The sequence below is a fragment of the Sporolactobacillus nakayamae genome, from assembly GCF_900113325.1.
Taxonomy (GTDB): Bacteria; Bacillota; Bacilli; order Bacillales; family Sporolactobacillaceae; genus Sporolactobacillus; species Sporolactobacillus nakayamae.
This window is the reverse complement of record NZ_FOOY01000014.1, coordinates 100713-108511: the sequence shown is the minus strand read 5'-3', so window position 1 is coordinate 108511 and position 7799 is coordinate 100713. Positions and strand designations below refer to the sequence as shown.

Annotated in this window: 10 protein-coding genes and 1 pseudogene; 3 read left to right on the top strand and 8 right to left on the bottom strand. The window is 43.0% G+C overall.

Annotated elements, in window-relative coordinates:
* Both BM003_RS17955 and BM003_RS10815 read right to left on the bottom strand, forming a co-directional pair.
* Window positions 1–137: pseudogene (locus tag BM003_RS17955) on the bottom strand (IS256 family transposase); the annotation flags it as partial.
* Between the two features lie 222 nt (window positions 138–359).
* A complete protein-coding gene (locus tag BM003_RS10815) occupies window positions 360–605 on the bottom strand; it encodes a helix-turn-helix transcriptional regulator (protein ID WP_093672949.1) in 246 nt (81 codons plus the stop codon).
* A gap of 514 nt (window positions 606–1119) precedes the next feature.
* Between BM003_RS10815 and BM003_RS10810 the strand changes: the two genes are divergently transcribed.
* Entirely contained in the window at window positions 1120–1881 is a 762-nt protein-coding gene (locus BM003_RS10810) for a class I SAM-dependent methyltransferase (protein WP_093672947.1), read from the top strand.
* A gap of 105 nt (window positions 1882–1986) precedes the next feature.
* Here the strand turns inward: BM003_RS10810 and BM003_RS10805 are convergent, their stop codons facing one another.
* Both BM003_RS10805 and BM003_RS10800 read right to left on the bottom strand, forming a co-directional pair.
* On the bottom strand, window positions 1987–2202 hold the full coding sequence (locus BM003_RS10805; protein ID WP_093672945.1) for a helix-turn-helix transcriptional regulator: 216 nt from the start codon (window positions 2200–2202) through the stop codon (window positions 1987–1989).
* Window positions 2203–2205: 3 nt separating this feature from the next.
* Window positions 2206–2457 (bottom strand): DUF6442 family protein, encoded by a 252-nt coding sequence (locus BM003_RS10800; protein ID WP_093672943.1) that lies wholly within the window; start codon window positions 2455–2457, stop codon window positions 2206–2208.
* Window positions 2458–2586: 129 nt separating this feature from the next.
* Here BM003_RS10800 and BM003_RS10795 point away from each other — a divergent pair, with 129 nt between their 5' ends.
* Complete coding sequence (locus BM003_RS10795; RefSeq protein WP_093672941.1) at window positions 2587–2811, top strand: helix-turn-helix transcriptional regulator; 225 nt, start codon at window positions 2587–2589, stop codon at window positions 2809–2811.
* Window positions 2811–3104, top strand: coding sequence for a hypothetical protein (locus tag BM003_RS10790; protein WP_093672939.1), 294 nt, complete (start codon window positions 2811–2813; stop codon window positions 3102–3104). The genes BM003_RS10795 and BM003_RS10790 overlap by 1 nt, the downstream gene beginning before the upstream one ends.
* Before the next feature lie 103 nt (window positions 3105–3207).
* Here BM003_RS10790 and BM003_RS10785 read toward each other — a convergent pair whose 3' ends face one another.
* From BM003_RS10785 to purH, 4 genes are all read right to left on the bottom strand, one after another.
* Complete coding sequence (locus BM003_RS10785; protein WP_093672937.1) at window positions 3208–3798, bottom strand: PIN domain-containing protein; 591 nt, start codon at window positions 3796–3798, stop codon at window positions 3208–3210.
* Complete coding sequence (locus tag BM003_RS10780) at window positions 3782–4441, bottom strand: helix-turn-helix domain-containing protein (RefSeq protein ID WP_093672935.1); 660 nt, start codon at window positions 4439–4441, stop codon at window positions 3782–3784. Before BM003_RS10780 ends, BM003_RS10785 begins: the two co-directional genes overlap by 17 nt.
* A gap of 131 nt (window positions 4442–4572) precedes the next feature.
* On the bottom strand, window positions 4573–5838 hold the full coding sequence (gene purD / locus BM003_RS10775) for a phosphoribosylamine--glycine ligase (protein WP_093672933.1): 1266 nt from the start codon (window positions 5836–5838) through the stop codon (window positions 4573–4575).
* A gap of 29 nt (window positions 5839–5867) precedes the next feature.
* The gene (purH, locus tag BM003_RS10770; RefSeq protein WP_093672931.1) at window positions 5868–7412 is read right to left on the bottom strand and encodes a bifunctional phosphoribosylaminoimidazolecarboxamide formyltransferase/IMP cyclohydrolase; all 1545 of its coding nucleotides are present in this window, start codon (window positions 7410–7412) and stop codon (window positions 5868–5870) included.
* Window positions 7413–7799 lie beyond the last annotated feature (387 nt).

Below are 7799 nucleotides of genomic sequence, written 5' to 3'. Positions count from 1 at the left end.
ACCTGTTCGCCAGCCTGTGCCTGCAGCACCTGATTGAGGATCGCCTCCAAAAGCGCGTCGACGCCGGATTCCTTAGAATCTCCAAGAAATAATTGATGCAGAAGTTGTTCATTTAGAGTAATCTGTAATTGAGCCATCCCTGAGTCTCTCCTTTAGAATTTGGTTTTAGACAACTCTATTCTAACTGAGATGATGGGCTCCGGCTCATTTTCTATGAAAAAAATGAGGGAGCAGAGAAGACGAATCCCGCTGTTTTTCCGGAGGGTGGGCCGGCCCACCCTCCGGAAAAACAGAACGCACGCCCGTCGATTCCTCTTATTCAGATAACCCTTTTTACACAATTATACGGTCTCAACTACTTAATTTTCATTTTGATCATTTCCTCTCACATAAGTAAAAATATCGTTTACATCAACATTAAAAAATTCGGCAATTCGAAAAGCTAACAGCAGAGTCGGAATATAATTTCCTTTTTCCATTACGAAGATGGTTTGTTTGGAAACCCCGACTTTCTCTGCTAATTCTTGCTGAGACAATCTGGCAAGTACACGATGTTCATAAACTTTATTTGATATCGAATCACCAAAATCTTTCTTCACAACCATCACCTCTTAAATAAAATTATAATATTACCCTCACAAAAGTAAAGTAAACTTATACAAAATCATAAAAAATATTTATTTTAACCTATATTACTTTGATTCAGCAAAAGCTATAGCATCGAAGGAGGAGGAGCTATTTTTTTGCGTGCAGACGCGCTCATACTGTTGAAGCCAGCTTTTCAGGCTCCAGCGGGTGAGCGCTTGATTTGGAACAGCACGGTGCATCATTTACTCTGGGAAAGGCACCAGAGCCCCTTTCAGCTCGTCGCGATCCACTTTCCATGAGACCAGCGTGAAGAAATCGCCAAATCAGTTTCAGTAGAATCCAAACGACTTATTGCTCGTGCTATTATAATTATAAATAGGAGGTTAAAACATGATTCTGAAGCTAGGTAGCTACTCGGTGCAGTTCATTTAATCTGCTTACCGTCTGGATCGAGTAATAGCTCAATAAAAAATAGGTGAGCAGTTAACTGCACCGTTCCATGTTATCAAATGAAAACGGAGGCGTAGTTATATGGATAAACATACTTTAAAAAGATTGTGGCAGCAGGAAGAAAAGGCTGATTTTCAAGGGTGGAATTTTTCACACCTTAAGGGAAGATGGGAAAGTGAACATCTACCATGGAGTTATCGAAAAATAGTATTGGCCCGTTTAAATCCAACGGACAAATTACTTGATATGGGAACCGGCGGCGGAGAATTCCTGCTCTCTTTGCGTCACCCCTATCACAATACCTCGGTTACAGAAGCCTGGGCTCCTAACATACAGTTAATTGAGAAGCGTCTCGCTCCATTAGGGATACACATTCATAAGAATGAGAATGAAGGAGATATTCCCTGTCCGGATCATACGTTTGATCTCATTATCAATCAGCATACAGGTATGAACATAAGTGATATTAAACGGACTTTAAAGCCTAATGGTTTGTTTATCACGAAACAGGTGGGTGCGGATAACAACTATACGTTATCCAAGCGATTAATTCCGGAGTATCAGCGCCCTTATCCGCATAATACATTGAGACAAGTGGTCGGGGACTTAAAACAGGCTGGTTTTAAAATTGAGCAACAGTTTGAGTATTTTCCTTATCTGCGTTTTTATGATGTTGGGGCCATCGTGTATTATGCCACGATCATTTCATGGGAATTCCCTGGATTTTCAGTAGAACGCTGTTTTGACACGCTATATTTGCTGCACAAACAGATTGAACGGCAAGGATATGTACAAACGAACGAGCACCGCTTTCTAATTGTTGCCCGAAATAATAAGAACTGAACGTCAAAGAGGTATCCATTACACGGATACCTCTTTACGTTTTTTGCAGATCGTTTTGTTGCAAAATCTACTCTGCCATACTTTAATTCTACATTGGGTGATTTTTTAGAAATAAAAAAGCTCTTCAAATTTTTTATCTAACGCAATGCACAATATGAGTGCCAGCTTTGCAGATGGATTAAATTGTCCGTTTTCGATCGCACTAATCGTTTGCCTTGATGCCCCGACCAGATGAGCAAGTTCCTGCTGTGAGATATTTTTTTCTGCTCTTGCAACTCTCAATCTATTTTTTAGGATCAGTTTTCCATTTTCGTTGTTCATAAATCAAGCACCAAATGCAAAATACAGAATTAAACAAGCGATAGAAGCAGAGGCAGCAAGCAGTCCGGCAAAAAGCGATCTCATCCGTTTATTCTTTTTGTATTTAAAAAATGACGCACTGGCAATCGATGCACAGATAATTGAACTTAAATCTGAATAAGGTTTTCCATGAATGGTGTTCCATATAATAATAAGAACAGAAATGATAAGTACTCCAAGGTATCCATAAATAAAAGATTCATTATCCAATCTCACCTTATTGATTTCCCAGACTAAGGTGAATAATCTGTTTGTCAAGGTAAAACAAACTTGACACAAAGTAAAGTTTTCATTACATTAATGATGTTACATTTAAATTCTATGCTTAGGAGATGAAAAATACTGATGAACGAAAAAAGTCAGCAATTAACGAATCGAATTGCTGTCTTGCGGGCAGAACGCAAAATGACTCAGAAAGATTTAGCTGAGAAAGCTGGTGTAAGCAGACAAACAATCCTTTCGCTTGAAAACAAAAAGTATTCCCCATCTTTAGTTCTGGCTTTTAAAATAGCAAAGGTATTAGATGTTGCTATAACTCAGGTGTTTCAATACAAGGAGGAAAGCAAATAATGGAGAAGATTATCATGTTTACGAACAGCTTGACTATCGCGGCATTTTTTGCGGTCATTGGTCTTGTCCTTTCGGTCGCTAAAGAAGGCAAAGACGAACGTGCCGTGTTTATGGCTTATCAGCTTTTTCGATTTTTATTTGTATTCCTACTCGGCTTATTGTCCTTAATTATTCTTTATACAAGTTGGCGAACTCTGAATTACGTCTTTTTAAGAATATGCCTCACAACATCACTGTCTTTAACCGTATTCGCTGGGCTCGTTTACTGGCAGATCATTCGTAAAAAATATTGATCGCTCAAAATGCTTTGTGAACATCTGGCATGGCTGACGTTGTTAAGAGATTACCAAGTATTTACAGATGGTCGTGAAACTGGAGACGATCCTTTGAATCGTATTAAGGATTGATGAGCTGTTCATAGAATTCACTCGGGTGAATCCGTTTGATCGTGCCGATTTGTTCGGGGAAACGCTGGTGATTGGTTGTTACTATGTATTGGCAATTTTCACGAATGGCTGTGACCCAAACATGAAAATCATTTTGGTCAAATACTGACAGCGGTTTGCTCATTTCTTGAGATTGAGCAATTTTTCTTGCTTCTTCTTCTGAACATCGGCTTAATTCTATAAGAACCTGTCCAATCGGCAAATTTTCTCTCATTATTGTTTCCGAACTGTAACGTCCGACTAAACTATTTACAGGCAACTTGGTATAATGCTCAAAAATTGGATTTAAAAAAATCTGCAGAAATTCATCAATCTCTGCAGGTGTATAGGCGACTCTATTTATTCCTTTTCCTAATCCTTCTAATGCATGATTCATGAATTCAAAGAGACAGACCCTTGAAAAAACCGGAACAAAAAAATTTGGATACCGTGCGGCCTTTAGAATTCGTCGATTAATCCCATCGACTCGTATTGCGCCGCACAATACAGTTGTATCTATAAAAACTTTCGGAGGAATTTTTACATCATAAATTAAATTCATCGACATCCCCACCCCGGCGATTTTTTTTATCAATCCTCTGCAGAACTGTCTCTGCTTGCTCATCTTGTTTGTTTGTGGTGATAAATGCATCGCGAGGAATTCGCCAATGTCCGCCTTCCGTTTGATATGCCTCTGAAAATTTTCCCTTCTCACAGAGTCGGCGAATCGTTTGATCGCTCAATCCCAGTTTTTTCCCGACCTCTTTAGGTGTATAAAATGGTTTTGTTTCTCCTTTTAATGATGAGATCATAATTGGTTGCATATGTGCTGTTCGATTGATTCTCCGTTTTATTCTTGTTTGCTTCAATAATGAAGCAGTGACTGCTTTTCTGAACTGCGGCCGGTTATTCGCCGTCAATTGGATCAATCCGTCTATATATTCCGCTAATAAATCATCGTTAATTTTCTGTTGCTCAGCAGCGTTGTTTAACTTTTTTTCAAGCTGTTTCAACTGGTTTAATTCATCTTGTTCTGGTAATTTCAGTGATTGGCCGGATAAATTAGGAAGAACAATACCAACTTGACGAAAAGATCGTTCAATAGCGACTTTGAGCACAACTATTGCCTGTTCTCGATTAATTTTTGACAAGGTTTGAACGCTTTCCCACATTTCAATTTGATCGTAATCTATTGTTCTCATCATCTCTTCAGCCTCCTTAACTTAATTGTAACCGATTGTCACCAAACAATTCAACAATCCCAACAATTTAAACACGAGTATCAAAAAAACTGTCTTCACCTCTTTAGGCAAAGACAGTTTTTATTACTAATCGATTATTCCGAAGCTTCCAGTGCGTGATGCCCGATGTCCTTTCGGAAGAACACGGCATCGGTTTGGATGCTTTCGAGATCCTTATTGACTGCGTCGCGAGCCGAGCGCAGATCATCGCCGAGCCGTGTAACGAGCAGCACACGGCCGCCGTTGGTCAGCCAGTCCGTAGCGGATTTTTTTGTTCCGGCATGGAAAAGCAGTGCGTCTTCCGGTAGCGCGGCGAGGTCGCCAAGTTTCCGGCCTTTTTCGTAGCTGCCCGGATATCCGCTTGACGCGAGCACAACGCCGACGGCTGTTTTTTCACTCCATGCGAGCTTGGGTTGGTTGCCGTCCAAAACATCAAGCACCGTTTGGACGAAATCTGATTCCAGGCGCGGCAGAACGACCTGTGTCTCCGGATCACCAAAGCGGCAATTGAATTCGATCACCTTCGGACCGGCCGTAGTCAAAATCAATCCGGCATAGAGCACACCTGCAAACGTGAAGCCTTCGGATACCATGCCATCCGCGGTCGGCTGCAAGATAGTTTTCACTGCCTCGTCCACAATGGACTGAGCGATCTGCGGAACCGGTGAATAGGCACCCATTCCACCGGTATTCGGACCTTTATCGCCCTCAAATGCACGCTTGTGATCCTGTGCGATGGCGAGCGGAACAACTTTATTCCCGTTCACCAAGGCCATTAGCGAAAACTCTTCGCCTTCAAGATATTCTTCTATGACGACGCGCGATCCGGCATCCGCAAACTTTTTGTCCTTCATAATCATTTTCAGACCGTCTTCGGCTTCAGCCATCGTTAATGCGACGATGACGCCTTTTCCGGCAGCGAGGCCATCTGCTTTTAGAACGATCGGAGCGCCGACCTTCTGAAGATAATCACTAGCCTCTTGATAATCGGTAAAAGTCTGATAATGTGAGGTCGGAATCTGATATTTTTCCATGATCGCCTTTGCGAAAGCTTTGCTTCCCTCAATCTGAGCCGCAGCTTTCGAAGGTCCGAAAACCTTCAGACCATTCGCCGTGAAAACATCGACAATCCCGCCGACGAGTGGCTGTTCCGGACCGACAAGCGTCAGCGCGACATCATGATCTTTGGCAAAAGTCGCAAGTGCTTTGAAGTCCATAACATCAATTGGCACGCATTCGGCAACCGATGCCATACCATCACTGCCTGGTGCAACGTAAACTTTTTCAACAAGCTTGCTTTGCGATGCTTTCCATGCCATCGCGTGTTCGCGGCCACCGCCGCCGACAATCAACACATTCATGATCGTTCCCCTTTCAACAGCGAATGAAATTAATGTTTGAAGTGGCGCATGCCGGTGAATACCATCGCAATGTTATACTTGTTGGCCATGTCGATGGATTCTTGATCACGAATCGATCCGCCCGGCTGAATAATCGCGGTGATACCTGCCTTAGCAGCTTCTTCAACGGTATCATTCATTGGGAAATACGCATCTGATGACAGAACCGCACCTTTTGTTTTTTCTCCCGCTTCTTCAAGCGCAATTTTCGCCGCACCGACACGGTTTGTCTGGCCGCCACCCATGCCGACCATCAGCCCGTCATTCACAAGTGCAATGGCATTGGATTTCACGTGTTTTACAATCGTCCAAGCAAACTTCAGGCTTTCCATTTCTGCTTCAGTCGGTTTACGGTCGGTAACTACTTTTAGATTTTCTTCAATATCCGCGTAGCCCTTCGTATCCAGATCTTGAACAAGCATGCCGCCGCGGACGGAGGTGTACTGAGTAAAATCCTGTGGTTCATCACTCATGTCGACTTGCAGTAAGCGCAGGTTTTTCTTCTTATGTTCCAAAATAGCGATGGCTTCTTCGGAATAAGACGGTGCAATGATAATTTCGAGAAAAATGCTGTGCAGCTTCTCAGCCAGTGCTGCGTCCACTTCACGGTTCAGCGCGACTATTCCGCCAAAAATTGAAATAGGATCAGCTTCATAAGCTTTATCATAAGCTTCATTGACAGATTCGCCAATGCCAATGCCACATGGGTTCATATGTTTGACAGCAACCGCGGCCGGCTGTTTGAATTCTTTAATAATACCAAGCGCCGCATCGGCATCACGGATGTTGTTATAAGAAAGTTCTTTGCCATGAAGTTGTTTCGCAGCTGCGATGGTCGATTCATCCTCAATCGGATCACTGTAGAATGCAGCCATCTGATGCGGATTTTCACCGTAACGAAGCGGCTGTTTCTTTTCGTAAGTCAGGGTCAGCTTTTCCGGGAATTCTTCGCCGACTTGCTTGGTAAAGTAGTCAGCGATCAAAGCGTCATAAGCCGCGGTGTGTCGGAAAACCTTTGCTGCCAGCTTTTGTTTCAGTTCAAACGGAACATCGGCATTCGCATCGAGACTTTCGGCAACCAAATCATAATCTGCAGGATCGCAGACAACGGTAACGCTGCGATGATTCTTCGCTGCGGAGCGAAGCATGCTTGGACCGCCAATATCAATGTTCTCAACGGCATCATCATAAGCAACATCCGGTTTGGAAATGGTTTCTTTGAATGGATAAAGGTTCACAACCACAAAATCAATCGGTTGGATGCCGAGACCTTTGATCGCATCCATATGTTCTTTTTTATCACGAACCGCTAGAAGACCGCCGTGAACTGCCGGATGCAGCGTCTTTACGCGTCCGTCAAGAATTTCCGGAAAATCTGTGATTTCGCTGATCGACATGACCGGAATACCTGCATTTTCGATCGCTTTTTTCGTACCGCCGGTTGAGATAATTTCAATACCGGCGTCCACCAATTTTTTCACAAAATCAATAAGCCCTGTCTTATCAGAAACACTGACTAATGCTCGTTTTGCCACTTCGCTACTTCCTTTCTATTTTCAATCCATAGATTCTATATCTTAGAGGATGTTCAAAAAGTCCGGGAAAAAGGTACTGAGGATCTTCTGCTAGAAACGTGTACGTCCTGTACACAACGCAGAAGTCACCGCATCCTGCGGAAGTTCTGTGTCAGCTTGTTTCTCCGCTCCTCACGTATCAACAGGGGAACTTCAACTAAGTAACATGACCTTTCGCTAATAACGCGTACGTCCTGTACGCAACGCGAAAGCCATCACGTCGTGTGAAAGTACGTCCTGTGCACAACGTTGAAGTCATCACGTCCTGTGAAAGTACGCGCAGGTAGCTCAAAACTGCGCTTCCTTGATCTTCGACGCTAAGGACGAGCTAGTGTCAGGCATGCCACA

What these genes read in the sequence shown, in the direction of transcription:
- BM003_RS10815 (WP_093672949.1), bottom strand. Translation starts at nt 605, where the DNA reads ATGGTTGTGAAGAAAGATTTTGGTGATTCGATATCAAATAAAGTTTAT.
- BM003_RS10810 (WP_093672947.1), top strand. Translation starts at nt 1,120, where the DNA reads ATGGATAAACATACTTTAAAAAGATTGTGGCAGCAGGAAGAAAAGGCT.
- BM003_RS10805 (WP_093672945.1), bottom strand. Translation starts at nt 2,202, where the DNA reads ATGAACAACGAAAATGGAAAACTGATCCTAAAAAATAGATTGAGAGTT.
- BM003_RS10795 (WP_093672941.1), top strand. Translation starts at nt 2,587, where the DNA reads ATGAACGAAAAAAGTCAGCAATTAACGAATCGAATTGCTGTCTTGCGG.
- BM003_RS10790 (WP_093672939.1), top strand. Translation starts at nt 2,811, where the DNA reads ATGGAGAAGATTATCATGTTTACGAACAGCTTGACTATCGCGGCATTT.
- BM003_RS10785 (WP_093672937.1), bottom strand. Translation starts at nt 3,798, where the DNA reads ATGAATTTAATTTATGATGTAAAAATTCCTCCGAAAGTTTTTATAGAT.
- BM003_RS10780 (WP_093672935.1), bottom strand. Translation starts at nt 4,441, where the DNA reads ATGATGAGAACAATAGATTACGATCAAATTGAAATGTGGGAAAGCGTT.
- purD (WP_093672933.1), bottom strand. Translation starts at nt 5,838, where the DNA reads ATGAATGTGTTGATTGTCGGCGGCGGTGGCCGCGAACACGCGATGGCA.